This is a genomic window from Stenotrophomonas sp. 57 (assembly GCF_030291075.1).
In the GTDB taxonomy this organism is placed as follows: domain Bacteria; phylum Pseudomonadota; class Gammaproteobacteria; order Xanthomonadales; family Xanthomonadaceae; genus Stenotrophomonas.
On the sequence record NZ_CP127407.1, the window covers coordinates 1,059,486 to 1,084,287 of the forward strand.

At 67.3% G+C, this 24,802-nt stretch carries 27 protein-coding genes; 5 read left to right on the plus strand and 22 right to left on the minus strand.

Translation table 11 applies throughout. The features are described 5' to 3' along the window. The first annotated feature begins 29 nt into the window (after positions 1-29). The gene (locus QP512_RS04865) at positions 30-635 is read left to right on the plus strand and encodes a HutD family protein (RefSeq protein WP_286071143.1); all 606 of its coding nucleotides are present in this window, start codon (positions 30-32) and stop codon (positions 633-635) included. A 114-nt stretch (positions 636-749) separates the two neighbouring features. Here QP512_RS04865 and QP512_RS04870 read toward each other — a convergent pair whose 3' ends face one another. From QP512_RS04870 to QP512_RS04925, 12 genes are all read right to left on the minus strand, one after another. Continuing rightward, positions 750-2,354, minus strand: coding sequence for a sulfite reductase subunit alpha (locus QP512_RS04870; protein ID WP_286071144.1), 1,605 nt, complete (start codon positions 2,352-2,354; stop codon positions 750-752). Next, positions 2,351-3,322 (minus strand): FAD:protein FMN transferase, encoded by a 972-nt coding sequence (locus tag QP512_RS04875; protein WP_286071145.1) that lies wholly within the window; start codon positions 3,320-3,322, stop codon positions 2,351-2,353. The genes QP512_RS04870 and QP512_RS04875 overlap by 4 nt, the downstream gene beginning before the upstream one ends. A 52-nt stretch (positions 3,323-3,374) precedes the next feature. Continuing rightward, the gene (locus QP512_RS04880; RefSeq protein ID WP_286071146.1) at positions 3,375-4,178 is read right to left on the minus strand and encodes a DUF4198 domain-containing protein; all 804 of its coding nucleotides are present in this window, start codon (positions 4,176-4,178) and stop codon (positions 3,375-3,377) included. A gap of 77 nt (positions 4,179-4,255) precedes the next feature. Further along, complete coding sequence (locus QP512_RS04885; RefSeq protein ID WP_004147429.1) at positions 4,256-4,774, minus strand: DUF2271 domain-containing protein; 519 nt, start codon at positions 4,772-4,774, stop codon at positions 4,256-4,258. 26 nt (positions 4,775-4,800) lie between these two features. After that, positions 4,801-5,439: a PepSY-associated TM helix domain-containing protein gene (locus QP512_RS04890; protein ID WP_188247970.1), complete on the minus strand. Its 639-nt coding sequence runs from the start codon at positions 5,437-5,439 to the stop codon at positions 4,801-4,803. A 169-nt stretch (positions 5,440-5,608) separates the two neighbouring features. Further along, positions 5,609-8,029 (minus strand): TonB-dependent receptor, encoded by a 2,421-nt coding sequence (locus QP512_RS04895; protein WP_286071147.1) that lies wholly within the window; start codon positions 8,027-8,029, stop codon positions 5,609-5,611. 145 nt (positions 8,030-8,174) lie between these two features. Then, positions 8,175-8,576: a hypothetical protein gene (locus QP512_RS04900; RefSeq protein ID WP_286071148.1), complete on the minus strand. Its 402-nt coding sequence runs from the start codon at positions 8,574-8,576 to the stop codon at positions 8,175-8,177. A gap of 164 nt (positions 8,577-8,740) precedes the next feature. Continuing rightward, positions 8,741-9,418: a Fe2+-dependent dioxygenase gene (locus QP512_RS04905; protein WP_286071149.1), complete on the minus strand. Its 678-nt coding sequence runs from the start codon at positions 9,416-9,418 to the stop codon at positions 8,741-8,743. Positions 9,419-9,467: 49 nt separating this feature from the next. Continuing rightward, a complete protein-coding gene (locus QP512_RS04910) occupies positions 9,468-11,792 on the minus strand; it encodes a catecholate siderophore receptor Fiu (protein WP_286071150.1) in 2,325 nt (774 codons plus the stop codon). A 113-nt stretch (positions 11,793-11,905) separates the two neighbouring features. After that, on the minus strand, positions 11,906-12,298 hold the full coding sequence (locus QP512_RS04915) for a hypothetical protein (protein WP_286071151.1): 393 nt from the start codon (positions 12,296-12,298) through the stop codon (positions 11,906-11,908). Positions 12,299-12,501: 203 nt separating this feature from the next. Beyond that, the gene (locus QP512_RS04920; RefSeq protein ID WP_012479365.1) at positions 12,502-12,834 is read right to left on the minus strand and encodes a non-heme iron oxygenase ferredoxin subunit; all 333 of its coding nucleotides are present in this window, start codon (positions 12,832-12,834) and stop codon (positions 12,502-12,504) included. After that, positions 12,831-13,370, minus strand: a complete 540-nt coding sequence (locus QP512_RS04925; RefSeq protein WP_286071152.1) for a GNAT family N-acetyltransferase — start codon at positions 13,368-13,370, stop codon at positions 12,831-12,833. The genes QP512_RS04920 and QP512_RS04925 overlap by 4 nt, the downstream gene beginning before the upstream one ends. Positions 13,371-13,457: 87 nt before the next feature. Between QP512_RS04925 and QP512_RS04930 the strand changes: the two genes are divergently transcribed. Then, positions 13,458-13,925, plus strand: a complete 468-nt coding sequence (locus QP512_RS04930; protein ID WP_286071154.1) for a hypothetical protein — start codon at positions 13,458-13,460, stop codon at positions 13,923-13,925. Between the two features lie 54 nt (positions 13,926-13,979). On the opposite strand, the gene QP512_RS04935 is transcribed toward QP512_RS04930, so the two are convergent. From QP512_RS04935 to QP512_RS04955, 5 genes are all read right to left on the minus strand, one after another. After that, positions 13,980-15,236 carry a cysteine desulfurase gene (locus QP512_RS04935; RefSeq protein ID WP_286071155.1) on the minus strand — a complete coding sequence of 419 codons (1,257 nt, stop codon included), beginning with the start codon at positions 15,234-15,236 and terminating at the stop codon, positions 13,980-13,982. Beyond that, entirely contained in the window at positions 15,233-16,495 is a 1,263-nt protein-coding gene (sufD, locus tag QP512_RS04940) for a Fe-S cluster assembly protein SufD (RefSeq protein ID WP_286071156.1), read from the minus strand. The genes QP512_RS04935 and sufD overlap by 4 nt, the downstream gene beginning before the upstream one ends. Continuing rightward, the gene (sufC, locus tag QP512_RS04945) at positions 16,495-17,259 is read right to left on the minus strand and encodes a Fe-S cluster assembly ATPase SufC (protein WP_286071157.1); all 765 of its coding nucleotides are present in this window, start codon (positions 17,257-17,259) and stop codon (positions 16,495-16,497) included. Before sufC ends, sufD begins: the two co-directional genes overlap by 1 nt. Before the next feature lie 73 nt (positions 17,260-17,332). After that, the gene (sufB, locus tag QP512_RS04950) at positions 17,333-18,808 is read right to left on the minus strand and encodes a Fe-S cluster assembly protein SufB (protein WP_286071158.1); all 1,476 of its coding nucleotides are present in this window, start codon (positions 18,806-18,808) and stop codon (positions 17,333-17,335) included. A 19-nt stretch (positions 18,809-18,827) separates the two neighbouring features. Next, entirely contained in the window at positions 18,828-19,283 is a 456-nt protein-coding gene (locus QP512_RS04955) for an SUF system Fe-S cluster assembly regulator (RefSeq protein WP_061479214.1), read from the minus strand. A 208-nt stretch (positions 19,284-19,491) separates the two neighbouring features. Between QP512_RS04955 and QP512_RS04960 the strand changes: the two genes are divergently transcribed. Both QP512_RS04960 and QP512_RS04965 read left to right on the plus strand, forming a co-directional pair. Next, positions 19,492-19,959, plus strand: a complete 468-nt coding sequence (locus QP512_RS04960) for an SET domain-containing protein-lysine N-methyltransferase (RefSeq protein WP_286071159.1) — start codon at positions 19,492-19,494, stop codon at positions 19,957-19,959. 91 nt (positions 19,960-20,050) lie between these two features. Further along, on the plus strand, positions 20,051-20,593 hold the full coding sequence (locus QP512_RS04965; RefSeq protein ID WP_286071160.1) for a type 1 glutamine amidotransferase domain-containing protein: 543 nt from the start codon (positions 20,051-20,053) through the stop codon (positions 20,591-20,593). A gap of 75 nt (positions 20,594-20,668) precedes the next feature. On the opposite strand, the gene QP512_RS04970 is transcribed toward QP512_RS04965, so the two are convergent. The 4 genes from QP512_RS04970 to QP512_RS04985 all read right to left on the minus strand — a co-directional run bounded on the left by QP512_RS04970 (position 20,669) and on the right by QP512_RS04985 (position 22,945). Continuing rightward, positions 20,669-21,265 carry a DUF1439 domain-containing protein gene (locus QP512_RS04970; protein ID WP_286071161.1) on the minus strand — a complete coding sequence of 199 codons (597 nt, stop codon included), beginning with the start codon at positions 21,263-21,265 and terminating at the stop codon, positions 20,669-20,671. A gap of 82 nt (positions 21,266-21,347) precedes the next feature. Next, positions 21,348-21,890, minus strand: coding sequence for a hypothetical protein (locus QP512_RS04975; protein ID WP_286071162.1), 543 nt, complete (start codon positions 21,888-21,890; stop codon positions 21,348-21,350). Between the two features lie 51 nt (positions 21,891-21,941). Beyond that, positions 21,942-22,250, minus strand: a complete 309-nt coding sequence (locus tag QP512_RS04980) for a DUF3861 family protein (protein WP_286071163.1) — start codon at positions 22,248-22,250, stop codon at positions 21,942-21,944. A 296-nt stretch (positions 22,251-22,546) separates the two neighbouring features. Then, on the minus strand, positions 22,547-22,945 hold the full coding sequence (locus QP512_RS04985; RefSeq protein ID WP_010483539.1) for an HU family DNA-binding protein: 399 nt from the start codon (positions 22,943-22,945) through the stop codon (positions 22,547-22,549). A 371-nt stretch (positions 22,946-23,316) separates the two neighbouring features. Between QP512_RS04985 and QP512_RS04990 the strand changes: the two genes are divergently transcribed. Beyond that, on the plus strand, positions 23,317-23,748 hold the full coding sequence (locus tag QP512_RS04990) for an OsmC family protein (RefSeq protein ID WP_164137267.1): 432 nt from the start codon (positions 23,317-23,319) through the stop codon (positions 23,746-23,748). 99 nt (positions 23,749-23,847) lie between these two features. On the opposite strand, the gene QP512_RS04995 is transcribed toward QP512_RS04990, so the two are convergent. After that, positions 23,848-24,726 (minus strand): PhzF family phenazine biosynthesis protein, encoded by an 879-nt coding sequence (locus QP512_RS04995; protein ID WP_286071165.1) that lies wholly within the window; start codon positions 24,724-24,726, stop codon positions 23,848-23,850. Positions 24,727-24,802 lie beyond the last annotated feature (76 nt).

Below are 24,802 nucleotides of genomic sequence, written 5' to 3' on the forward strand. Positions count from 1 at the left end.
GGCGGCGCGCGGCATGATGCAATGCGCCGATGAACATCGACTCCCTGCTGCACACTCCGAGCCAGGTCATTTCCAGCCTGGACTATCGTCGCGAACGCTGGCGGAATGGGCTTGGCTGGACCCGCGAGATCCTGCGCCTGCCCGCGCAGGGCGATGACTGGGCGCTGCGCCTGTCGGTGGCCGAGATCGAGCAGGATGCCGCGTTCTCCGCCTTCCCCGGCGTGGAGCGCGAGCTGGTGCTGCTGCAGGGCAATGGCGTGCGCCTGCGCTTCGAAGATGGCCGCGTGGCGGAAGTGCTGCCACCGCATGGACGGGTGCGCTTTGCGGGTGAGGAAACGTTGCATGGCGAACTGGTGAACGGCACCACCCATGACTTCAACCTGATGTGGAAGCGCGGGCTGCTGCAGGCCGAACTGCTGCACCGGCCGTTGGTGGGGTCGATGTTCTTCTTCTGCGAACCGGGTGTTGCCTGGGCGCTGCACCTGTTGGCCGGTCATCTCGAATTTGGTGCCGACAGCGGCTTGTCGCCGATGCAGGCCGGCGATACCGCGTGGTTGGCAGCCGGTGAGCGGCAGCGGCATGCGGTGCAGGGCGGTGGCGAGTTGTTGGCGATTCGGGTAACGAGCGCCGGGTAGCACCGGGCCATGCCCGGCGTCATGGTGCGAACCAAGGTTCGCACCCGCCAGAGAGCATTTGTGGTTGGGTCAGAGCCCTTTTCTGCGGAAAGGGATCCGACCCCGAGGGTTCGTTCAATACACATCCCGTCGATAACGACCGGCCAGCAGCAACGCTTCCTTGCCGTCCGCTCCCAGCACCTGCTCGATCACGGCATCCACGGCCGGGGCCATGCCCTGCAGGCTGCCGCAGACCAGGATCGTCGCGCCTTCATCCACCCACTGCCGCAGTGTTGCTGCTTCGGCCAGCAGCCGGTCCTGCACATAGCGATGCGCACCGCCATCGCGGCTGAACACGGCATCCAACCGCGCCAGTGAGCCGTCGGCCAGCATCGCCCGCAGTTCCTCACCGAAGTGGAAATCATGCGCAGCGGTGCGCTCACCGAACAGCAGCCAGGTACGGCGCGCACCACTGAAGGCGCGCTCGTGCAGGTGCGCGCGCAGGCCGGCGATGCCGGTGCCGTTGCCGATCAACAGCAACGGCATGTCGGCGGCCACGCCACGGAAGTTGTCGTTGCGGCGCAGGCGCAGCTGCACCGGCTCGCCGATGACCGCGTGATCGCACAGCCAGCCACTACCGATGCCAGGCGTGCCGTCCGCGCGCAGCTGGCGACGCAGCAGCAGTTCCACCGCGCCGTCGGTCATCACCGAGGCGATCGAGTACTCGCGATGGGGCAGTGGTTGCAGGGTCGCCAGCAATGCGGGCAGATCACCCGGGGGAACCAATGAGGGCAGGTGTGAGCGCGCGACGCGTGCCAGCAGCGTCTGCCCGTCATCCAGCACGGTATCCGCATTGAACCCCTGCGCGTCCAGCCACGCACGCGCGCTGTCCCGTGCGTGTTGTGGTCCGATCTCCGCAATGTCACCGGCCTGCCACTGCACGTTGTGGCCTGCCGGTGGCTGCAGGCGCAGCCAGTACACCGCGCCGCCCGGGCTGCCGGGATTCAGATGCGTGCGTTGCAGCAGCGTCCACGGCTGGTACTCGGCCGGGCTCCAGTCGGGCAGCTCGCTGGCGCCGCCGCCGAGCTGGCCCAGCAACTGCTGCCAATGGCGCAGTGCGGCCGGATCGGCGTTGTCGACTTCGATCGCATCGAACAGCGGATGCGCACCGTGCTGGCGCAGCCACTGGTCGAGCTGGTGGCCGAATCCGCAGAAGTGGCCGTAACTGCGGTCGCCCAGTGCGAGCACGCCGTAGTGCAGGTGCTGCAGCGCAGGCGGTGAGGCCATCACCCCGCGCAGGAACGGCAGCGCATGATCGGGTGGGTCGCCTTCGCCCGTGGTACTGGCGATGAACAATGCACGCTGGCTGCCGGCCAGCAAGGTGGCATCGACCTCATGCAGGCCGCGCACGCGCACCGGCACGTCGGTACCACGCAATGCCTCGGCACTGCGTTCGGCCAGTTCGCGGGCGAAGCCGGTCTGGCTGGACCAGACCAGCAGGATCGGTGCGACGTCGCCAGAAGCAGCATCGTCGCGCGGTCGCCCACGCCACCACAGTGCAGCGCAGGCAAGCGCATACAGCGCCGTGGCGATCACCGCGATCTGCGACTGCCGTGCCGGTGGGGCGCCCTGCCACCAGGCGTCGCCCAGATGCAGGCGCAGCAGCGCCCAGCCGATCACTGCCAGCAGCAGCAGGACCAGCGCGTTGCCGAGCCAGGCGCGCGATGGGCGTGCGCTCATGCGTCCTGCCCGTCGAGCAGGCGCTGGAAGGCGCTGCTGAGGAATTCGCGGGGGCCTTCGGCGGCCCGTTGCAGGTAACGCACGGCCAGTCCTTCGCGTTCGGCCAGCGCCATGCCCTGTTCGTGGCCGAGTACGGTCAGTGCGGTGGCCCAGGCATCAGCATGCATCGCGTCGTCGGCGACCACCGTCACCGCCGCTGCAACCTGGCGAACCGGCCTGCCGCTGCGCGGGTCGAGGCTGTGGCTGTAGGCCTCGCCATCGGCTTGGTACTGGTGCCAGCGATCGCCCGATGTGGCGACCGCCTTGCCGTCCAGCGCCAGCACCCGCGGTGGTGTTCCGGTGTGCGCGTCTTCTTCGGGTGCGGATTCCACCAGCACGCGCCACGGCTGGCCGTCGGGCTTGCGGCCGTAGCCGGCCAGTTCGCCACCGACCTCGATCAGTGCAGCAGCGATGCGCTGATCGCGCAGCCAGGCGGCCACGTGATCGACGCCGAACCCCTTGGCGATCGCCGACAGATCCAGTACCAGTCCACCCGGCTGCAGCAGTGCGTCGCCCTGCCATTGCAGGCGCTGCCAACCACAGCGCTCGCGCGTGGCCTGCAGCGTAGCGGCGTCGGGCTGGCGGCGGTCACCGGCATGTGCACCAAAACCCCACAGTGCCACCAGCGGACCGATGGTGGGATCGAACGCACCGTCGCTGGCGGCAGCGATGGCCTGGGCGCAGGCCACGACCGTGCGGGTCTCGTTCGGCAGGGTGCACCACTGGCCGGCATCGGCGCTGTTGTAGCGGCTGAGGTTCGAGCGGGTTTCCCAGGTACTCATCTGCGCGACCACCTCGTCCAGGCGCGCCTGGATGCCGGCGTGCAGCGGGTGCAGGTCGCGCTGGCGCGGCGCGACCAGCGACACGCTCCAGGTGGTGCCCATGGTGGTGCCGCCGAGGCGGGCGATGTCGAGCAGGGAATCGGTCATGGTGATGCGTTGCGGCGGCGACGCCGGGGCGCGCCCGGCATCGCGGTCCACATTACTGCGGCAGCACTTCCAGCGTGGCCACGTAGCTCAGGCGACGCTTGGCGGCCTGCTTCACCGAGGTCTTGCTGTCTTCGGTGCCGGTTTCCAGCCAGTACATGCCGGCTTCCGGCCAGGTCACCTTGATTTCGCCCTTGGCATCGCTGGTCAGCTTCAGCTCGTCCTGCGCGTTGCGGTAGCGGGTGGCGCCACGCACGATCTCGAATGCCAGGCCGGCGGTCGGCTTGCCATCGACCAGCACGCGGAAGGTGGCTTCCTCGCCGGCGAACAGGTCGTTCGGGTGGCCGACGGCAATCAGCTCGATGCCATGGTTGGTGGGCTTCAGCGCGGTATCGTTCGGCGCACCGTTGGTGACGAAGGTCTCCACGCGGCCCACCGACTGGCTCACTTCCAGGTTCTTCGCATCCTTGGGCAGTTCGCCGAAGGTGGCGGCGGTACCGCGCCAGCGCTTGCGCTCGCCGTTCTGTTCGTAGGTGGCGAACAGGCCGTCGTTGACCGAGGCGATGCGGTAGGTGCCCGGCTGCTTCAGTTCGAGGTCGAACACGCTGCGGTACTTGCCGGTGGCTGCGTTCTGCGGCTGCACGCTGCTGCCGTCCGGGGCGGTGATCACCAGCGATTCTAGGCGCAGCGGCATGTGGTTGAAATAGAACAGGTCGTTGGAAACCGCACCGTCAACGGTGATCCACGGCGCGTTGCCGGCGATCACGGTCTGCGAGGGCAGCAGCCAGGCCTTGTGGGCCAGGGCGGAGAAGGGAAGGGCAGCGGCCAGGGCGGCGGCGAGGACGAGCGTGCGCTTCATGCGGAAGACTCCAGGGGCGTTGGGTGGATGGGGTCAGAGCCCTTACTGCGAAGGGGTTCTGACCCCGGAACAGACGGTCAGGGCTTGACGGCGAGGGTGACCTGGCCCAGTTCGGTGGCGCCCTGCGCCTTGCCGTTCTGCGCGGCGGTGGCCGGCCAGGTGAAGGGGATCTTCAGCAGTTCGCGGCCACCGACTTCGCGCACCGCTTCCACCACCAGGGTGTAGTTGCCCGGGGCCAGCTGCTTCAGCGCCGGCTGCTTGTCGTTGAACGACAGCGCGTGCTTGCCGGCCGGGCGGGTCGGGCCGGTCACGCCGTCCACCGGCACCTGCAGAGTGCGGCCGCTCTTGCGCCACCACTGGCGCAGGTCGGGCAGCCACTTGGTGCCATGGCCTTCGCTGTTGCTGGTCTGCTGGTACCAGACCGACAGGTTGGCCGCGACCTTCTGGTCGGCGCCTTCCAGCCACACGGCCACGTACGGGCGGTGGTACTCGGCCACGTTGAGCTTGGGCACTTCGACGTTGATGTCGAGGGTGGTGGCATAGGCCGGCGAGGTGGCCAGCAGGCCGCTGAGGGCGATGGTCAGGGTGACGCGCATGGGGCGGCTCCGGAAACGAGGGAAAGTCAGTGAATCAGCAGCAGGGCGATCAGCAGCGGGATCATCAGGCCGAGGCCGACCAGCGGCCAGGTCATGCGCCGCTGCCGCGCATGCAGGTGCAGCAGGAACAGGCCGGTGATGCAGAACACCAGGCAGGCCACGGCGAACAGGTCCAGGAACCAGCCCCACGCCGGGCCGGCATTGCGGCCCTTGTGCAGGTCGTTGAGGTAGGAGACCACGCCGCGCGAGGTCGATTCGTACTCCACCGCGCCGGTTTCGCGGTCGATGCTCAGCCAGGCGTCGCCACCGGGGTGCGGCAGCGACAGGTAGATCTCCTCGGCCGACCACTCGGCCGGGCGCCCACCGATGGCGATGCCCAGCTGCGTATCCAGCCATTGCCGGGCCGGGCGCGGAATCGGCGCGTTGCCGTCCTCGCGCGTGCCCAGCTGGCCCAGCAGCGCGGCCGGCAGTTCCAGATGCTGGTTCTGCACCTGGGGTTTGGCCTCGATCTTCGCGGCATGGTTGAGGGTCAGGCCGGTCACCGCGAACAGCAGCATGCCGATCAGGCAAACCGCGGAGCTGATCCAGTGCCACTGGTGCAGCGTCCGCAGCCAGAAGCCCCGGTTCTGTTGCTGCTGCACGGTGGAAGACGCGGGACGGCTCACGGCACGGTTCGGGGCGGACGGGGACTGCCCATTACATCATTGATGAGAATAGCTCGCAATTGCGTGTCGTTCTGTATCCCGGAGCAGGTATTTCGGGTTGCCGGGCAGCGGCCGGCACCATCGATCGCTGGATCCACGCCATGGGTGGAGCAGGGGCAGGGCGCGGCGATCAGAACGTCGCGTTCAACGAGATCCAGTAGCTGCGGCGCTGGTCCTTGGTCGCGTAGTCGTCCACGCAGTTGAACTCGCTCGGGCTGATCAGCAGGCACGACTGCGAGACGAAGTTCTTGTCGAACAGATTGTTGACCCGCGCATTGACCGTCAGCCACGGCGTTGCCTTCCAGCTGCCCCCCAGGTGGAAGAGGGTGTAGTCCTCGTAGTAACGGGTCTGGCTGGCGCCGTTGGCGTCGAGCAGGGTGTCGCGGTAGCGGTCGTAGCGGCCCTCGCCGATCAGCGACAGGCTGATGGCGTCGTTTAGCTGCCAGTTCAGGCTGGCATTGGCCATGTGCTTGGCCGGGGTGGTGCCGGCAATCGGCAGGCCTTTCTGCGCGCCGCTGGTCTGCTCGCTCCGGGTCCAGGTGTAGTTGCCGCGCAGCTGCAGGCTGTCGAGCAGGTCGACGTGCGCCGCCATTTCCACACCACGCGTTTCAACCTTGTCGATGTTCACGCTCTGGGTGAAGGTGCTGTAGCCCAGCGCCGCCCAGCCCGGGCCGATGTCCACGCAGTAACCGCTGCCGGCCGGCGCAACTTCGCAGTTCGGGAAGGTGCCGCCGCTGGCGATCTTGTCCTCGAACGTGTTGATGAAGCCGGTGACGTTGAAGCCCCAGCGCTGGCCTTCGTAGTAGGCGGCCAGCTCGTAGTTGGTGCTGGTTTCCGGCTTCAGGTTCGGCGAGCCCACCAGCGGCAGCACGCCCTGGCCACCAAAGCCGGTGATGCCCGGGAACAGCTGGTCCGGGCGCGGCGTCTTGTAACCGGTGCTGACGCCGCCCTTGAAGGTCCACGCATCGTTGGCGTTCCACACCAGGTAGCCGCGCGGGCTGAGATGGCTGCCGAAGATGTTGTGGTCGTCGTGGCGCAGGCCGAAGGTGGCCGTCAGGGTATCGGTCAGCGCCCAGTTGTCCTCGGCAAACAGCGCCCACATGCGGTGCTTCTGCCGGGTGTTGCTGCGATAGCCGGCGCCATCCATGCCGAACACGCCGTCGATCATGTCGGTGTCGTTGTACTGGCCGCCGACGGTCAGCGTGTGCGCGCCGAAGTCCAGATCCAGCATCGTGTCGAGCACGTATCCTTCCAGTTCCATGGTGCGCAGCGGACGCGGCAGGAACGACTGCAGGCGCGCCATTTCGCTGGGGTTGAGTGCGGTCAGCGCATTGCCACGGCCCGCCGCGCAGTTGTTGGCGGCACCGGTACGACGGCAGACGTCATTCCACAGCGTCTGCAGGTTGGCGCGCTCGTCCAGGGTCAGCGGCAGCGAGCGGCCGAGGTTGCTGCTCTTGCTGTGGGTCAGCGAGGTCTGCCAGGTGCCGAAGCTGTAGCGGCCCTGGTGTGTCAGCGAGAGCTGGTCGCGCTCGTAGCGCTGGTAGGCGGTGTAGCCCACGCGCGGCTGCACCACGCGGCGGGTGACCGTGCCGCTGCCGTTCGGGTTCGGGATGACCGCATTGCCGACGCGCCACAGGCTGGCCAGGCTGTCCAGGGTGCCGGTCTGGCCTTCGCTGTTGTCGTACTTCTGCCGCGAGACGTCGTAGTCCAGCCACAGCTCGTGGTCATCGTTGACGCGGAAGTCCAGGCGCACGCCGGTGTTCCAGTTGGTGTTGGCCACCGACTTGCCGCCGCCACCGAAGCCGATGCTGCGCTCCCACAGCGTGCCATCGGGCAGGGTCAGCGCATCCCATTCCGGGTTCGATGCCTTGGCATCGTAGTAGCTGCCGCGCACCGCCAGGCTCAGGCGATCCTTCAGCAGCGGGCCGCTGAGGTACAGGTCGGTGGTGCGTGCATCGCCGAACTGGTTGTCCTGCTGCACGGTGAAGCCCTGGGTGAGCGCGCCGTGCCAGCTGTCCTGGTTGCGGCGGGTGATGATGTTGATCACGCCGCCCATCGCGTCCGAGCCGTACAGGGTGGACATCGGGCCGCGCACCACTTCGATGCGTTCGATCGCGTCCAGCGGCGGCAGGTAGGCGAACTGGCCGCCGCCGAAGTTGTTCGGGTACAGCTGGCCGACATTGCTCTGGCGGCGGCCGTCGATCAGCACCAGGGTGTATTCGGACGGCAGGCCGCGCATCGAGATGGTGGCGCGGCCGTTCTTGTCGGTGGCCTCCAGGCCGACGTCGATGCCTTCGACGTCGCGCAGCGCGTCGACCAGGTTGGTGTACGGGCGCTTGCTCAGTTCCTCGCGGCTGACCACGCTGATGCTGGCCGGTGCATCGACCACCTTCTGTTCGAAGCCGGAGGCGGTGACCACCACCTTGTCCAGCGTCTGCGGGGCGTCGGCGATCTCCGCATGGGCGAGAGCAGGGGCCGCCATCGCCGCCAGCACGGCGCTGGTCAGCAGGGGGCGGGACAGGGACGAACGGACACGATGGCGCTGGGCCATGGCAGTTACCTCGAAAGATGCAGAGAGGTGCGATGCCGGGCGCGAAGGGCGCGGCATGCACGGAAAGCCCGGTCAGGGGCGGCAGGGATGAAGCAGGCAGCGGCGTGCGGGCGCGACCGCGCAGGCGGTCACGTCGGGCCGTGGATCAGGCGAGCGGCGGCGCCTGGCCGCGTTGCTGGCGACGCCCCGGCGCGTCGGCCCAGGGCGTGTCCGGAGCGGCCAGCGGCCAGTCCGGGCGCACGCCGGGCATGGCCGGCGTGGCGGGTACGAGTTCAAGTTCTGTACGCAGCCACTGGCTGGCCAGCAACAGCGGCGGCGGCGCCTTCTCGGCCGCTTTTGTCGGGGTGGAGGCGCAGCGGCGCAGTTTGGCCGGGGCCTCTTCCTGCAACGGGCCTTCGCCACCACGTTCTTCCAGCGGGACCTGCACGGCCATCGCTGTGGCCGGATGCGGCAACAGCGGCAGGGTGCCCAGCAGCAGCACCAGCATCGCCACCCACGCCAGCAGGCTGGCCAGCGCGGGACGCTGACCGCGCATGGCGGTACCCATCTTGCGATGGATCAGTGGGCGAGGGCGGAGCGGGCGCAGCAAGCAGGGGTCCCCGGGCGGTCGCCGGCAGCGGCCGGCATCAACGGGGCGTGATTGTAATGAGAGCTGTTAGCCGTTGCAAATGAGAATGATTGCCAAACGATCGCGGGACGGCCGCAACCGGCTCAGACCTCGCTCCAGCGCCGCAGCAGGTTGTGGTACACGCCGGTCAGCTGTAGCACCGCCTCAGCGTCGCCACCGGTCTGGCGCAGGCGCTCGATCGAGCCGTCCATTTCCCACAGCAGGCGCCGCTGCACGTCATCGCGGATCATGCTCTGCACCCAGAAGAACGAGGCCACGCGCGCGCCGTTGGTGACCGGCCGCACCTGGTGCAGGCTGCTGGACGGGTACACGATCAGGTCGCCGGCCGGCAGCTTCACTTCATGCTCGCCGTAGGTGTCGCTGATGATCAGCTCGCCGCCCTCGTACTCGTCCGGATCGGACAGGAACAGGGTGCAGGAGATGTCCGAGCGCAGCTGTTCGCCGTTGCCCAGGTTCATCACCGCGCCATCGACATGGAAGCCGTAGGTGCCACCGCCGGTGTAGCGGTTGAAGCGCGGCGGCAGGATCTTCAGGGGCAGCGCTGCAGCGAAGAACAGGGGGCTGCGGCTCAGTGCGGCCAGCACGTCCCGGCCCAGCTCCGCTTTCAGGGGCGAGGTATCCGCCAGCTGCTGGTTGTGCTTGACCATTGCACCCTGCGTACCGACGGTCTCGCGACCGTCGGTCCAGTCTGCAGCGTCGAGCCGCCTGCGTGCCTGCGCCACGTCCTGGGGTGAAAGCACGTCGGGAATGTGCAGCAGCATGGCGGTTCCTTTTGGGGCGCGGGGGAGCGTGGCTCCCCCGCGCAATGCATCAGAAGCGGATGTCCGCGCTGAGCAGGAAGGTGCGCGGGGCACCCGGGGTGTAACGGTAGCCGCTCTTGTTGATGCTGGCCACGTACTGCTTGTCGAACAGGTTGTAGCCGTTCAAGCGCAGCGAGATGTTCTCGTTGATCGCCCAGGACACGACAGCGTCGTACACCACGTAGGATTTGGTGAACGACGGGGTGCCCACCGCACCGTCGGTGCCGCGGTGCATGCCGGCGGCATAGCGCACGCCGCCGCCCACGGTGATGCCGTAGGGCAGGATGTAGCTGGTCCAGCCGGTGAACGTGTCGTCCGGGGTATAGGTCAGGTTGGTGGTGCCGTCGGCGGCCACCTTGGCACCTTCCTTCACTTCGGTGTCCAGATGGCTGTAACCGGCGCTGACCGACCAGTTGTCGGTGAGGCGGCCGACTGCGGAGAGCTCCACGCCCTTGACGCGCTTGCTGCCGGTCTGAGTCGGGTTGCCGGCATCATCCAGCACGGTGGTGTTGATTTCGTTGTCCACGTCGGTCTGGAACAGCGCCAGGTTCACCGCCAGCGCATCGTCCATGAAGCCCCACTTGCTGCCCACTTCGAAGGTCTTGGCCTTCTGCGGGTCCAGCTTCGGGTTGTCGGCGCTGCTGGCCGAGCTGCTCAGCTGGAAGTTGGCACCGCCCGGCGGCTGCTGGGAAATGGCGTAGTTGGCGTACAGGCTGACCGTGTCGCCGACCTTGTACAGTGCACCCAGCTTCCAGTTCAGCAGGGTGTCGCTGGCTTCCAGCGTCGGATTGCGCAGCACGGTACCGGTGGGGTTGCTGCCGCAGGCCGGGCCACCGCGGCCACCGCACACCGAAGCGCTGGCATATTCGGTCTTGAAGTGGTCGGCGCGCACGCCAGCGGTCAGCAGGAAGCTTTCACCGAAGGACAGGGTGTCGAACAGGTAGGCCGAGGAGGTGGTGGTCTTGCCGTGCGCATCGGCGCCGTTGTGCGCCCAGCTCAGGCCACTGACGTTCCAGTCCGGGTCGTACAGGTTGGCGGCGGGCCAGCTGGTACCGGCCGTAGCGGCCTGGCCGTAGCTGTCCAGTTCCTCACGGGTGAACTCCAGGCCGGCGCTCAGCGCGTGGCCGACCGCGCCGGTGGCGAAGTCCGCGCGCAGGTTCAGCTGATCGGTGAGGATAGTGTTGCGCTGGTCCTTGAAGGTCGGCAGGCTGCGCGCGATGGCGTAGCTGGAGAGGTCAGCCGGGTTGGTATAGGTGATGTTGCCGGTCGGTCGGCCACCCGCGCCGCGCACGCCGGTGCCCATGAAGGCGGTGAGCAGGTAGTCCTGTTCGGTGCGGCCCCAGCGCGCGGTGTTGGTCAGGCGCACGCTGTCGTTGAAATCGTGCTCGAAGCGGAACGTGGCCATCTTCGCGGTCACGTCATCGTGGTCGGCGCGGGTGCCGTAGAAGTTTTCCGGATCGATTGGGTGGCCGGCCAGCGCTTCCAGGGTCGGCTGCGGGGTCCAGCCTGGCAAGCCCAGAGTGGGAACGCCGCCATCGGGCACGTTGTCCTGCTTCACGTACAGCAGGTTGAGGTAGTAGCGCGTGGCAGTGCCCAGGCCAAAGGCCAGCGACGGTGCGATGCCCCAGCGCTTGTTCTGCACGTGGTCGCGGCCGGGCTGGTCGCTGTCCTGCCACATGCCGTTGATGCGCAGCGCGCTGGTGGCGCCCAGCGACTGGTTCCAGTCGGCCGTGGTGCGGCGCTGCTGGTCGCTGCCCAGCGAAATGCTGGCCGAAGTGGCGTCCTGCCGGTTGGCCTGCTTGCTGACCAGGTTGATTGCACCGGTCGGTGCCGAACGACCGTTGTCGGTGCCGGCCGGGCCCTTGGTCACTTCCACCTGTTCGATGTTGAACACATCGCGCGAGATCGAGCCCAGGTCGCGCACACCGTCCACGTACAGGCTGTTGGATGTGTCGAAGCCGCGCATGAACAGCGCGTCGCCGGTGGTGGTGTTGCCGTTCTCGCCGGCATAGAAGGTGCCCACGCCGGGGCTGTTGCGCAGCGCTTCGGTCAGCGTGGTGGCGCCCTGCTGGTTGAACAGGTCGCTGGTGATGACCTGGATGGTCTGCGGGGTGTCCTGCAGGCGCTGGGTGAACTTCGGCGAGGCCACCTTGTCAGCCTTGTAGCCGCGGGTAGCGTGCACATCGATCTTGTCCAGGGTGCGCGCGTTGTCGGCGGCTTCGGCGTAGGCCAGCATGGGCAGCGCCGCCAGGCCAAAGCCGGCGGCAAGACTGGCGGTGGCCAGCGGCAGGGTACGAAGCGGTGAAGCGTGCTTGCGGCTCTTGATCGGTTTCATGGGCGTCTGCAGAGAGGGAACAGGAAGGGGCGGCCGGCGCAGGCGGCGCGGCAGCAGGACATGGAGCGAAAAGGGGAACGTGCGGATACGACTGCGCAGCGCGCAGCAGAGCGTCAGGCCAGCAGCGCGGGCGGTGCCTGTGAGGGGGGCTGGCGTCGGTCCGGCCCGTGCACCGCGGGAGCCGGTGTCAGCGTCGCCGGAGCGTCCGCAGGGGCACTCTGTGGGAACTGCAGGCAGAGCCGTCGCAACACCGGTGGCTTGTCGCCGCGATTGCCATCAGGTTCGGACTCCGCGCGGTGCATCGCCTGTTCGTGCGGCAGTGCATGTGGCGGGGACGCGGGCGCGGCACCCTGGGCGTGCACCGTGGGCATCACGTCGGTTGCCGTACCACGTCCTTCGTGCAGTGCCGACCAGCCCAGCAGCAGCGTCAGCAACACGGCCACCAGCAGCGGCCACCCGTGGCGGGCGAGCTGGCACAACGCGGCGGTGGGCGCGGGCGAAGCCATGGCGCAGAGGCGGAGTCGTTACGAAGATGTTACGTAGAATAACATAAACGATAATGATTCGCATATGCGCAATCCAGGGGTCCATCCGGATGGCCCGAAAGGGCCCTGGGGCGCCGCTCAGGACGCCCTGGTAGATCCACCCGGCGGGTGGGTGCTCTTCGGTAGGAGCGCCCGAGGGTGATCCCTGAAGGCCGGGCGCGGCCTCAATCGCGGTCGTCGCGGGTCCAGACCGCGTCGTGCTCCCGCTTCACCGGGAACTTGGGCACCGGGGTATAGGCCGGGGCACACAGGGCGCGGCCATCGCGCACGTCGAAGCGCGCGCCGTGCAGCACGCACTCCACGCTGCCTTCGGTCGTGTTGAACTCGCCCGAGGAAAGCTCGAACTCTTCGTGCGTGCACTGGTCTTCCAGTGCGTACAGCTCGCCGTCGAGGTTGAACACCACGATCGGCGTGCCGGTCACTTCGTCGAACACGCTCTTCATTTCACCCGGCAGCAGCTCGTTGCCGGCACAGACAAAGGTCCAGGCCTCGCTCACGCGGCGGCTCCGGCCAGCGGCTTTTCCAGGATCTCGAAGCGCAGGTCGTCGCGCTTGGGGATGCCGAAGCGTTCGTCGCCATACGGGAACGGCTTCTTGATGCCGGTACGGCTGTAGCCGCGGCGCTCGTAGAAGGCAATCAGTTCTTCGCGCACGTCGATGACGGTCATCTGCATCACCGGCACATTCCATTCGCGCGCGGCGTGCGCTTCGGCAGCATCCATCAGCTGCTTGCCGACGCCACCGCCCTGCTGGGCCGGGTCGACCGAGAACATGCCGAAGTAGCCCTTGCCGTCGACATCGGCGACGTGGGCGCAGGCCACCAGTTGGCCCTCGCGTTCGGCCAGCAGGATCGTGGAGCGCGGGCGGTCGAGGTCGCCCTGGATGCCTTCGGCGTCGATGCGGGCGCCATCCAGCAGGTCGGCTTCGGTGGTCCAGCCGGCGCGACTGGCGTCGCCACGGTAGGCCGAGGTGACCAGGGTAATCAGGGCGGGGATGTCGGCCGACGTGGCGGCGCGGAAGGTCAGGGTGCTCATGGGCACATTCTAGGTGGGGTGGGGGCGGGCGCAAATGGGGCACCCCGGCAGTTCCGGCAACGGTATGCTCGCGCTTCAGCAATTGTCATGCAGGACCGTGGCGTGGACGTGTCGAAGGGAATCGCGCTGGCGTTGACCGCGGGGATGATGACGGCGCTGGTACGTCTGCCGGCGCACGTAGACGGCGGCGGCATTGCGCCCAACGGCCTGGGGTGCCCGGGTTTCAGTCCGTCCCGTGCGTTGCCGGTCACGCTCGAGGCGCTGCGGGCCGATCCCACGCGCTATCACGGGAGATTGGTGCGCGTGCGGGGTGCTTACGTTGATCGTTTTGAAATGTCTGCACTGCATCCCGGGCCACCGGTACGGAACCCATGGGCGGCTGAGGGCGTGTGGGTGAATGGAATTCCCATCCTGGTGCTGCCGCCGCAGCAGACGGTTGAACTCACCGGAATCGTAGCGGCGGGCCGGCCCGTTTTCCCTTTCGGCAAGGGGCATATTGGGCAATGGCCTGCGGAGCTCTGTGTGTCTTCGATCCTGCCATTGGCGCCGCCATGAAAAACGCCGCGGTTTCCCGCGGCGTTCTCGATGTTTCGGGCTGGCCGGGGAATCTCACCCCAGCAGCTTGCGTACCTTGGTCAACGCAGTCATGAACCGATCGATCTCGGCGTGTGTGTTGTAGAACGCCAACGACGCACGGCAGGTTGCCGCCACCCCGTAATACTGCAGCAGCGGGTGCGCGCAGTGCTGGCCCGAACGCACGGCCACGCCTTCCAGATCCAGCAGGGTAGCCAGATCATGCGCGTGGGCGCCGTCGATCAGGAACGACACCACCGCTGCCTTTTCCGGTGCCTCGCCGATGATGCGCAGGCCATCGACCCGGCGCAGCTCTTCGGTGAAGTGCGCCAGCAGCTCGGCTTCGCGCGCTTCCACGTGGTCCAAGCCGACGTTCTGCAGATAGTCCGCCGCCACGCCCAGGCCAATGAAGCCGGCGATGTTGGGGGTGCCGGCTTCGAACTTGTGCGGGGCATCGTTGAACACGGTGCCGTCGAAGCTGACTTCCTTGATCATCTCGCCGCCACCGAGGAACGGCGGCATCGCGTCCAGGTGCTCGCGGCGCGCCCATAGTGCACCGGTACCGGTCGGGCCGCACATCTTGTGGCCGGTGATGGCGTAGAAGTCGCAGCCGATCGCCGCCACGTCGACCTTGCGGTGCGGCGCGGCCTGCGAGCCATCGACCACGGTGATGATGCCGCGCTTGCGCGCTTCACGGCAGATTTCGCGCACCGGATTGACCGTGCCCAGCACGTTGGAGACATGGGTGACGGCCAGCAGCTTGACCTCCGGGGTCATCGCCGCGCGCAGCGCATCCAGGTCCAGTGCGCCATCGGGCGTGATCTCGGCCACGCGGATGGTGGCACCGGTCCGCTGAGCGACCAGCTGCCAGGGCACGATGTTGGCGTGGTGCTCCATGCGCGTGATCAGGATCACGTCGCCGGCCTTCAGCCGCGGCAGCGCCCACGAATAGGCCACCAGGTTGATGGCGAAGGTGGTGCCACTGCACAGCACCAGGTCGCTGGGCCGCACGTTGAGGAAGCGCGCCAGCGTGTTGCGTGCGCCTTCGTAGGCGTCGGTGGCTTCGCTGCCCAGTGCATGCACCGCGCGGCTGACGTTGGCGTTGTAGCGGCGGTAGAACTCGTCCACCGCGCCGATCACCTGCACCGGCTTCTGGCCGGTGTTGGCATTGTCGAAATAAACCAGCGGCTTGCCATGCACTTCACGCATCAGCAGCGGGAAGTCGAGGCGGACGCGGTCCCAGTCGGGGGCGCCTGAGCGTTCTTCGATCGGGCGCGGGGTGGACAGGTTCATGCCACACCCGCCTCGGCCAGTGCCTTGTCCAGGCGGCGTGCCAGCTGCTCGCGCAGGATATCCGGCAGGATTTTCAGGGGCTCATGGCAGAAAGCCGCACTCAGCAGGGCCTGCGCCTGTGCCTGCGGCAGGCCGCGCGAGCGCAGGTAGAACAGCGCGTTGGCATCGAGCTGGCCGACAGTCGCACCGTGCGCGGCCTTCACTTCATCGGCGTCGATTACCAGCGTCGGCTGGGTGTCGATCTCGGCATCGGCCGACAGCAGCAGGTTCTTGTTGGACAGGTTCGCGTCGGTGCCATCGGCGCCTTCGCGGATCTGGATGCCACCATGGAACACCACGCGGCTGCGGTTGGCGGCGACGCCGCGCCACAGCAGTCCGCAGGCGGTATCGCGTGCGATGTGGTCGATGCCCAGGCGGGTTTCGACGTGGCGCCGGCCATTGCCGAGCAGCACGCCGTTGGCGGTCAGCTGGGCGTTGTCGCCTTCCAGGCGTACGTTCAGTTCGTGGCGGCTGAGCGCGGCGCCCAGTTCCAGGTCGACGCGGTGGTACTGCGCGTCGCGGGCCAGCACCGCGTCGGTACGCAGGAAGCTGGTCTGGCGCGCGCTGCCGGCCTGCACGCGGGCGTGCTTGAGCACGGCATCGCGGGCGACGTGGGCATGCAGCACGGTATTGTCCAGGTGCGCCGAGTCGCCCACGCTGAAGCGGTGCTCGACCACGCCCAGACTGGCGCCTGCACGCAGTTCGATGAGGTGGCGGTGGTGCCAGGCCAGGTCGGTGGCGCCGGCGACGCTGGCGAACACCAGCTGCAGCGGCGTTTCGACCTGCACGCCGTCGTCCACGCGCAGCACTACGCCTTCATCGGCCAGTGCGGCGTTGAGGCGGGCGAAGATCTCTTCGCTGCGCTCGTAACGGCGGCCAAGGAAACGCACGGCGTCTTCGCCGGAGGCCAGTGCGGCCGACAGCGGCTGCAGCTGCACGCCGGCCGGCAGGGCGTGCACGTCGCTCAGCGCGGCATCCAGGCGGCCATTGACGAACACCAGGCGCGGCGCCGGGATGTCCTCCAGCAGCGCGGCATCCAGGGCAGGCCCCTGCAGCGGTGCAGCCGAGAACGCACGGCGCTCCAGCTGGCGCAGCGAGGTGTACTTCCAGGCTTCGTTGCGGGCGGCCGGCAGGCCGTCGCGCAGGGCCGCATCCAGCACTTCGCGGCGCGCATCGCTGCCGCAGAAGGCCTGGGCCATCGAATCAAGCAGGGCGCTCATCAGACCGCCGCCTCGCGCACCACGCGATCCTTGAGGAAATCGTAGCCGTGCGCTTCCAGTTCCAGCGCCAGTTCCGGGCCGCCGGTCTTGACGATGCGGCCATCGGCCAGCACGTGCACCACGTCCGGCTTGATGTAGTCCAGCAGGCGCTGGTAGTGGGTGATGACCAGGAACGAGCGGTCGGCGGCGCGCAGTGCGTTGACGCCGTCGGCCACGCTCTTCAGCGCATCGATGTCCAGGCCCGAATCGGTTTCGTCGAGGATCGCCAGCTTCGGCTCGAGCACGGCCAGCTGGAAGATCTCGTTGCGCTTCTTCTCGCCACCGGAGAAGCCTTCGTTGACGCCACGGTGCAGCAGCTCGTCCTTCAGGTGCAGCACGGCCAGCTTCTGCCGCACCAGCTTCAGGAACTGCATGGAATCGAGTTCTTCTTCACCACGCGCCTTGCGCTGTGCATTCAGTGCTGCGCGCAGGAAGTAGGTGTTGTTCACGCCCGGGATTTCCACCGGGTACTGGAAGGCCAGGAACAGGCCGGCGGCGGCGCGCACTTCCGGTTCCTGCTCGAGCAGGTCCACACCGTCGAACTGCACGCTGCCTTCGGTGACTTCGTAGCCGTCACGGCCGGCCAGGACATTACCGAGGGTGGACTTGCCGGCGCCGTTGGGGCCCATGATGGCGTGCACCTGGCCGGGCTTCACATCCAGCGAGAGGCCCTTGAGGATTTCCTTGTCGCCGATGCGGGCGTGGAGGTTGTCGATCTTCAGCATGGTGGGGATTTCCGTGGGGCGGGCCGCAGCCCGCCGATAAAGAGAATGCGTTTGCGAGGGCAGGGGCGGGCGGTCAGCCCACCGAACCTTCCAGCGAGACTTCCAGCAGCTTCTTGGCTTCCACCGCGAACTCCATCGGCAGTTCGCGGAACACCTGCTTGCAGAAGCCGTCGACGATCATCGACACCGCGTCTTCCTGGCTGATGCCACGGGCGCGGCAGTAGAACAGCTGGTCGTCGGAAATCTTCGAGGTGGTGGCCTCGTGCTCGACGGTGGCGCCCGGGTTCTTCACCTCGATATAGGGGAAGGTATGGGCACCGCACTGCTTGCCGATCAGCAGCGAATCGCACTGGGTGTAGTTGCGCGCGCCATCGGCGTTGCGGTCCACCTTGACCAGGCCGCGGTAGGTGTTCTGGCCGCGGCCGGCACTGATGCCCTTGCTGACGATCTTGCTCTTGGTGCGCTTGCCGACGTGGATCATCTTGGTGCCGGTGTCGGCCTGCTGGCGGTGGTGGGTCAGCGCCACCGAGTGGAACTCGCCCACCGAATCGTCGCCCAGCAGCACGCAGGACGGGTACTTCCAGGTGATGGCCGAACCGGTCTCGACCTGGGTCCAGGTGACCTTGCTGCGCGCACCACGGCATTCGGCACGCTTGGTGACGAAGTTGTAGATGCCGCCAACGCCGTTCTCGTCGCCCGGGTACCAGTTCTGCACGGTGGAGTACTTGATCTCGGCATCTTCCAGCGCGACCAGCTCGACCACCGCGGCGTGCAGCTGGTTCTCATCGCGCATCGGCGCGGTGCAGCCTTCCAGGTAGGAGACGTAGGCCTTGTCCTCGCACACGATGAGGGTGCGCTCGAACTGGCCGGTGTGGCCGGCGTTGATGCGGAAGTAGGTGCTCAGTTCCATCGGACAGCGCACGCCCTTGGGGATGAACACGAAGCTGCCATCGGAAAACACCGCCGAGTTCAGCGCGGCGAAGTAGTTGTCGCCCACCGGCACCACGGTGCCCAGGTACTGGCGCACCAGTTCCGGGTGCTCCTTGATGGCCTCGGACATCGAGCAGAAGATGATGCCCTTCTCGGCCAGTTCCTTGCGGAAGGTGGTGCCGACGGACACCGAGTCGAACACCGCGTCCACTGCCACGCCGGCCAGCTTGGCACGCTCGTGCAGCGGCACGCCCAGCTTGTCGTAGGTGTCGAGCAGTTCCTTGGGCACGTCATCCAGCGAGGCGTACTTCGGGCCCTTCGGCGCGGAGTAGTAGCTGAGCGCCTGCAGGTCGATCGGGGCGATCTCAAGCTTGGCCCAGTCCGGCATCGGCATGGTCAGGAAGTGGCGGTAGGCGTCCAGGCGCCACTGCGTCATCCATTCCGGCTCTTCCTTCTTGGCCGACAGGGCACGGATGGTGTCCTCGTCCAGGCCGGCAGGAAGGGAGTCCGATTCGATCTCGGTGATGAAGCCGGCCGAATACTTGCGGCCGAGCTGCTCGTGGATCTCGCGGTTGGGGGTGTCGTCGTGGGCGACGGTTTCGATGGTTTCGGTGGCCATGGGGGGGGCTGCCTACGGATCAGGAGACGACGTCGACAGCGATGGTGCGGCGCTGTTCGTCATCGACAAGGGGAAGAGGGGGCAGGATCTGCGCAAGGCTGACATCGCGCAGGGCCTCGGAGACCACGTCGTTGATCAGCCGCCAGCTGCTGCGCGCGCCGCACTTGGGCGCCATGCCGCACTGGTGGTGGTCGTGGCTGCATTCGGTCAAGGCCAGCGGCCCTTCCATTGCTTCGACCACTTCGAACAGCGAGATCTCGATGGCCGGGCGGGTCAGCCGATAGCCGCCACGCACGCCACGCAGGCCTTCCACCAGGCCGGCCTGGGCCAGCGGCTTGAGCACCTTGCTGACGGTGGGCGGCTCCAGACCGGTGAATTCGGCCAGCTCAGTGGCACTGAGTACCTCGCCCGGACGGGCGGCGAGCACGGTCAGTACCACGGTGGCGTAATCGGTGAGCTTGGTGACACGCAACATGGGAATGCGAGCGGTTCTTAAAGCGGACTGAAATTGTACGCTTTTATTCGCCGGCATCCAACCCGGGCATTCAGCCGGCGCTGGGACGGACCGGGACGACACACCGGGGCCATTGCCGGGGCGCCATGCTGCGCCAACGGGGTGATTTTCGCAATCACCCGGAATGGGCGAGAATCAACGTTCCTTTCGCTGCAGACCTCCCTTGCCGATGCCCAAGAAGATCCAAGCCCGCAAGTCCTCCATCCATGGCAACGGCGTGTTCGCCGTGGCCCCGATCAAGCAGGGCGAGCGCGTGATCCAGTACAAGGGCCTGTTGCGCAGCCACGGCGACGTTGATGCCGATGACAGCGGCGACGTCGAAAGTGGCCATACCTTCCTGTTCACCCTCAACGACGACTGGGTGATCGACGCCAACTACAAGGGCAACGACGCGCGCTGGATCAACCACAGCTGCGATCCGAACTGCGAGGCGGTGATCGAGGAAGACGAGGACGGCGACAGCCGTGGCGACAAGGTCTTCATCGAAGCGCTGCGGGACATCAAGGCCGGTGAGGAACTGACCTACAACTACGGCATCACCCTGGCCGAACGCCACACCGCCAAGCTGAAGAAGATCTGGGAGTGCCGCTGCGGCTCGCCCAAGTGCTCCGGTACGATGCTGCAGCCCAAGCGCTGACCGGGCCTCTCCACCTGCCGTGCACGATCGGGTCACCGCCGTGCAATGGTCGTTCGCCGACCCTGTGTGCTCCCTCACTGGAGCACACGACATGGCACAGCGTATCGCCGGCAAGCAGGTCGCCATCCTCGCGACCCACGGCTTTGAACAGTCCGAACTGATCGAACCCAAGCGCCTGCTGGAAGCGCAGGGCGCGATCGTCACCGTGGTCTCCCCTGCGCAGGAGGCCAGCATCAAGGGCTGGAAGGACAAGGACTGGGGCGGCGTAGTGGCGGTGGACCTGGCGCTGGCCGAGGCCGATGCCGGGCGCTTCGATGCCCTGGTGCTGCCGGGCGGCGTCATCAACCCGGACACCCTGCGCACCGACGAGGCGGCGCTGGGCTTCATCCGCAGCGTGGCCGATGCCGGCAAGCCGGTGGCCGCGATTTGTCATGGGCCGTGGCTGCTGATCAACAGCGGGCTGGCCAAGGGGCGCGAGGTGACCTCGTGGCCGTCGCTGCAGCAGGACCTGGCCAATGCCGGCGCACGTTGGCGCGATGCCGAGGTGGTGGTGGACGGCAACCTGATCACCAGCCGCAAGCCCGATGACATTCCGGCCTTCAGCGAGGCCGTGGTCAACGCGCTGGCTGCGTGATGCGTTGCTGGTAGGGCCGGCCGCTGGCCGGCAGATGCAATAACCGGGGTGCCGGCCAGCGGCCGGCACTGCCCATCACTTGCCGAGGAGGCCCGCCGGCGCCAGGTTGCCCAGGTTCTGGTTGAAGGTGATTACCAGCTTGCCGTTCTTCACCTGTGCCGACTGCACCTGCAGTGCGCCGAGCACGCCGGCCACGGCGGGGTCCAGCTTGTAGATCGGCTCACGCTGGGCGTAGTCACTCAGCCAGGCATTGAGCAGACCGCGGGTGCGCGAGTCGAGACGACCGCCCTGGTTGGCCGGGGTGAAGTCATCCACGCTCGGCTGCTGCAGGTGGAACCCCTGTGTCTGCGCGTCGTAGCGCAGGCCGCTGCTCAGCTTCACCGTTCCCAGCTTGGCCGGGTTGCCACCGGCAGTGGCCAGCGCCACGTCCATGCCCAGGTTCAGGCGTTCGCCGGCAGGAAGGCTCAGCTGCGGGTGGCTCATGGTCAGTGCGATCAGCCCGCCCAGCGCATCCTGGGTACGCGGGAAGCTGCCGTCGAGATACTGCTGCACATCGCTGGCGCCGACCGACAGTTCGCGGCCGGAAATGGAAGGGGCAGCCTGCGCGCCGATCGCGGCGGCGATCAGTACGGTGGAGGCGGCGAGGCGGGTCATCAGGGAACGCAGGCGCATGGCGGTGACCGCTGGACAGGGAATGGATGAAGGAAAGAGTAGCCGGGGCGGCTGAATCGCGCGTGCATGCCGCTGCAACGGTTCAGTCCAGCGTTGGCCGCAGTTGCGCCGACTGGATCTGCCAGGCGCGGCCATCAGCACTGGGCTGCACGCGGTACCAGCCGCCGAAGCGGAAAGTACCTTGCGTGGTGACCGCGCGGATCCGCACAGGCACTTCCAGCAGCCTGGGGGGCTGCTGGCCATCGCGCGCCACAGGGGGCTCGCTGTCCAGCCGCAGCGTGCGCACGTCCTGCAGCTGGCGCAGTGCGGCATCGTCTGCGTGCCGCGGGTCAGCGGGTGGGAATGCCCAGGCTGCGTCACTGGCACTGCGATTGCGGTTGAGCAGCGCGATCACGTAGCGGTTGAGCATCACCGACGGTGTTTCGGCGTCGGCGTCGGCGTCGGCGTCGACCGCAGCAAACAGTGGATCGATCGCCGGTGCCTGCACGAACGCCGCGTCGGTACCGGCGATGGCCTGTGTTCCGTTGCTGGAGACAGCCGGTGATGGTGCAACCTCTGGCGCTGCAGCGGGCCTGGAGCAGCCCAGCAGCACCAGGGGCGCGATCAGGAAAAGGGTCCTGCGCATGCCTCCTCCCCGAGGCGACGTGGAGGAGGCAGTGTATCGGCTGCGCGGGTATCAGCGGGAGGAGGGCAACTGTTCCAGCGCGTCCAGTACGGGCAGCACCTGCCCGGCGATGGCGGCCAACGCGTGCCCGTCGGTTTCGGCATGGCGTTGCACGACATCGCGCAGCAGCTGGGTGGCGATGACCAGCGTCGCGCGTTCGTCACCGCTGAGGCCGGCCGTGCGCGGTGCCGCTTCCAGCAGGCGCATCAGGTCGCGGCTGGCGCGGTGTTCCAGTTCGATGGTGCAGCGCCCGGTGCACTGCAACCCGTCCTTTTCGATGGGGGTCACCGAGATCCGGTAGCGGGTGGAGGGGCTGGCCATGAGGGAATGCTCGCCGTAGCAGTGGAGGATGTGCCCACCATAGGCAAGGCCGCGGCCGGCGGCGATGGCCGCCGCTGCACGCAGTGTTCCACCCGGTGCGTTCCGGGGCCTGCCCAGGCCGCGCCCGGCTAATGGCGACGGGCCTGAGCGGGAATTTCCCAGTATGCGGCAACGCTGTGTTGCGGATTGCCCCGTGGCGGCAGGTCCGCGCATGGCGTGGATCCACTGCCGGACGCGTGCAAAAAAAAACGGGACGGCCAGAGCCGTCCCGTCGGAATCTGCGTTGGGGCGCGCGCTTACAGCGCGGCGTCCTTCAGCTTCTTCAGCGGACGCACCTTCAGCTTGGTGGTGGCCGGCTTGGCGGCGAACCACTGCTCTTCCTTGGTGAACGGGTTGATGCCCTTGCGCTTCGGCTTGGCCGGCACATTGACGGTGGTGATCTTCAGCAGGCCCGGCAGGGTGAAGGAGCCAGCGCCCTTCTTGTGCACCGAGGAGGCGACGGCGCTTTCCAGCGAGGCCAGCACAGCGCGGACGTCCTTGGCGATGACGCCGGAGGCTTCAGCGATGTGTGCAACCAGGCCGGACTTGGTCAGCACTTCCTTGATCGGCTTCGGAGCGGCCGGCTTGGCGGCTGCCTTCGTCGCGACTTTCTTCACTGCCTTCTTCGGGGCAGCCTTCTTAGCGGTCTTTGCCATGGTTTCCTGTTCCGTGAACGGTTGGTTGTTTGGTCGGCGCCGAACCCCGTCGGCAAGCGCAATGTAGGGCAACTCTCGGGCGCCGCCAATAGCCCGAAGCGCGGAAAGTGCATGTTTTTTCATATCCAGGCCGATTCAGTACATGGCCGGCGGTGGGGGATGGGGGTGCTGGGACGCGGCTGGCGGGCAGCGCTCCGCAATCGGGGGGATGCGCGAAACTACTGAAAACAAGGGGGAAATGCGTTTCCCGCTGGCCAGGAAGTGTCCACGTACCTGCGGTCGGGTGGACGCAGGGCGTGCGGCGGAGCGACGCAGGGCTAACGCGTCCCGTGGCAGGGTGATCGTTCATCACCGCCACGCAGGAACAGCACATGGGAATCTCGCGACACGCCACCGCGCACTGGGAAGGCGATCTGAAGTCGGGCAAGGGGCAGTTGAGCACGCCGCAGAGTGGCCTGCTGGACAAGACCCGCTACGGCTTCAACAGTCGCTTCGGCGACGAGAAGGGCACCAATCCGGAAGAACTGATCGCTGCCGCGCATGCCGGCTGCTTCACCATGGCGCTGTCGGCCAAGCTGGGCGAAGCCGGTTTCACCCCGACCTCGCTGGATACCGAAGCCAAGGTCGATCTGTCTTTGGAAGGCGGCCCGCAGCTGTCGCAGATCCGGCTGAAAGTGAAGGCCGTGGTGCCGGGCATCGACGCGGCCAAGTTCCGTGCCATTGCCGATGACGCCAAGCAGAACTGCCCGGTATCCAAGGCGCTGAGCGCGGTGCCGATCAGCCTGGACGCCGAGCTGGGTTGAGCCGGCGCATCTGTAGAGCCGAGCCCACGCTCGGCTTCTGCAGGTCCCGTGATCTGGCCGAGGAGCAGCCGAGCGTGGGCTCGGCGCTACAGTGTCCCTTTACCAATCAAGAGTGCCGCTGATCACCGTCTGCACCTGTCCCCCTGACCAGACCTCGCCATCCTCATCGACCAGCAGCGTCAGGCGCGCATCGTGGCCGACTTCGCGGCCCTGGCTGACTTCGAACGGTGCACGGCCGCGCGGCAGGGCATCGCGCAGGTCCAGCCACGCGGCCAGCACCGCATTGGCAGCACCTGAGGCGGCGTCCTCGAAGCGGCGACCGTTGCCGACGAAGGCACGTACTGCAAGATCGAAGCCCTCGCTGCCATCGCTGAAGGCATAGGCGAACACGCCCATGCTGTCGGTGGACTCGGCCAGTGCAGCCACCGCGTTCCAGTCCGGATGCAGGGCGCGCAATGCGGCTTCATCAGCCACCTGCACCACCCACCAGCTGCGTCCGCCCTGCATGCGCGCCGGCGGCAGCGTGCCCAGCGGCCAGTCCTTCAGCGCGGCCTGCAGGCGCGGGTCGGTGGCTTTGGCCGTCTCGGCCAGCTGCGCGCGCGGGGTGCGGATGGCGATGCGCTGCTGCGCGCCTTCACCGCTGACGCGCAGCGGCAGCGCACCGGCAATGCCGTCCTGCACCAGCACGCCCTCGACCGGTGTAGCGAGGCCCGTCTGGAGCACCGCATGCGCGGTACCAACGCTGGGGTGGCCGGCGAACGGCACTTCCTTCTGCGGACTGAACATGCGCAGCCGGTAGCTGGCACCGGGTGCCTGCGGCGAAAAGACGAAGGTGGTTTCGGGCAGGCGCGTCCAGCGGGCGATGGCCTGCATGCTGGCGTCATCCAGGCCCTCGGCATCCAGTACCACGGCCAGCGGGTTACCGGCGCCGGCGCGCGGGGAGAACACATCCAGCTGCAGGAAACGGCGGGTGGTCATAGGGGGCAAACTCCGTAAAACGAGAGGGGATACGGTAGCGCCGGGCCATGCCCGGCGTCCGTGTGCTGCGTTCGCC